This is a genomic window from Pseudomonas sp. D4002 (genome assembly GCF_013385665.1).
Taxonomy (GTDB): domain Bacteria; phylum Pseudomonadota; class Gammaproteobacteria; order Pseudomonadales; family Pseudomonadaceae; genus Aquipseudomonas.
In genome coordinates, this window is record NZ_JACAPN010000071.1 from 1 (window position 1) to 2,004 (window position 2,004).

Annotated in this window: 1 protein-coding gene; it reads left to right on the forward strand. The window is 63.5% G+C overall.

The features are described from left to right. On the forward strand, positions 1–2,004 hold a 2,004-nt coding region (locus tag HX824_RS32265; RefSeq protein ID WP_177056093.1), incomplete at both ends, for a condensation domain-containing protein.

The following is a 2,004-nucleotide window of genomic DNA, read 5'->3' on the forward strand; positions in this document are numbered from 1 at the left end:
CAACTTCTTCGAACTGGGTGGCCATTCATTGCTGGCTACACAGATGGTGTCGCGCATCCGCCAACACCTCGGCATGAACCTGCAACTGCGCAAGCTGTTCGAAAATGCCAGCCTCAAGGCTTGCGTGGCTGCGCTTGAGCCAATCCAGGCGGCGATGCCTGCGCGCATTCCAAGGGTGCCGCGTGATCAACCGTTGCCCTTGTCCTACGCCCAGCAACGCCAGTGGTTCCTTTGGCAAATGGAACCCTCCAGTGCGGCGTACCACATCCCTGCGGCGCTACGGATTCATGGCCACCTGGATTTGAAGGCGTTGCAACGCAGCTTAAGCGCACTGGTGCAGCGTCACGAGAGTTTGCGCACGACCTTTGTCCAGAAGGACGAGCGTGCGTTCCAGGTTATCCATGCCGAGTCCGGTCCGCTGCTGACGCCGCAGTTTCTCGACCTGACCTCGGCCAACCAGGCCGAGCAGATCCAGGCGTTTGTTCGCGATCAGATCAGCCGGCCGTTCGACCTGCAGAACGGTCCGCTGCTGCGGGTCGGGCTGCTGCAGGTGGCCGACGATGAACAGGTGCTGGTGCTGACCCAGCATCACATCGTCTCCGATGGCTGGTCGATGCAGGTGCTGGTGCAGGAACTGATTGAGCGTTATGCCGCCTATAGCCAGGGTGTATCGGTTGAACCGGTGGAGTTACCGATCCAGTATGCCGATTACGCGGTGTGGCAACGCCAATGGATGGACGCCGGTGAGCGTGAGCGGCAGCTGGCTTACTGGACCAACGTCCTCGGCGCTGAACAGCCATTGCTGGAGCTGCCTGCGGACCGTCCGCGACCGGCACGCCAGAGCTTTGCCGGCGCCCGTCTGGCCGTCCAGTTACCGCAGGCATTGGGCCAACAGCTGCGGCAACTGGCGCTGGGTGAAGGTTGCAGCCTGTTCATGCTGTTGCTGGCTTCGTTCCAGGGCCTGCTGCACCGTTACAGCGGCCAGTCGGACATCCGCGTGGGCGTACCGATTGCCAACCGCAACCGGGTCGAGACCGAAGGCCTGATCGGGTTCTTCGTCAATACCCAGGTGCTCAAGGCTGAAGTCGATCCGCAGCAGCGGTTCAGCGAACTGCTGCAACAGGTCAAGACGGCGGCACTGGGCGCCGAGGCGCATCAGGACCTACCGTTCGAGCAATTGGTCGAAGCCTTGCGCCCTGAGCGCAACCTGAGCCATAGCCCGTTGTTTCAGGTGTTGTACAACCACCAGAGCGCCGGCCGCCAAGCCATCCCGCAACTGCCGGGGCTGGTGATCAAGGCCCAGGAGTGGGAAAGCCGTACCGCCCAGTTCGACTTGACCCTCGACACCCTGGACGCCGACGGCGAGCTCAGTGCAACCCTCACTTACGCCACCGACCTGTTCGACGCAAGCACTGCACAGCGTATGGCCGCTCACTGGCTGAACCTGCTGCAAGGTATCGTCGCCGATCCGCAACGGCGCATCGGGGAATTGCCGCTGCTGGACGCGACCGAGCAACAGCACAACATCGCCCAGTGGAACCCCGGCCCGCGCAGCTTCCCAAGCGACACCTGCGCCCATCAACTGATCGCCGAGCAGGCCCGTCAACGGCCTGACGCCGTGGCCCTGCGTTGCAACGGCCAGACCCTGACCTACGCCGAACTGAATGCCCAGGCCAACCGCCGTGCGCATCAGTTGATCGCTCACGGCGTGGGGCCGGACGTGCTGGCGGGCCTGGCCGCGGAGCGGGGTATCGAGATGATCGTCGGCCTGCTGGCGATCCTCAAGGCCGGCGGCGCCTATGTGCCGCTCGACCCAACCTACCCGCAGGACCGCCTGGCCTACATGATGCAAGACAGCGGCATCCAGCTGCTGCTGGCCCAGGCGTCGCTGGCTGGTCAATTGCCGGTGCCTGACGGCGTGAAAACCCTGCTGCTGGATACCGACGTCAGCGCCTTTGCCGACAGCGACCCGCAAGTCGTCGTGGATCCTTCGAACCTCGCCTA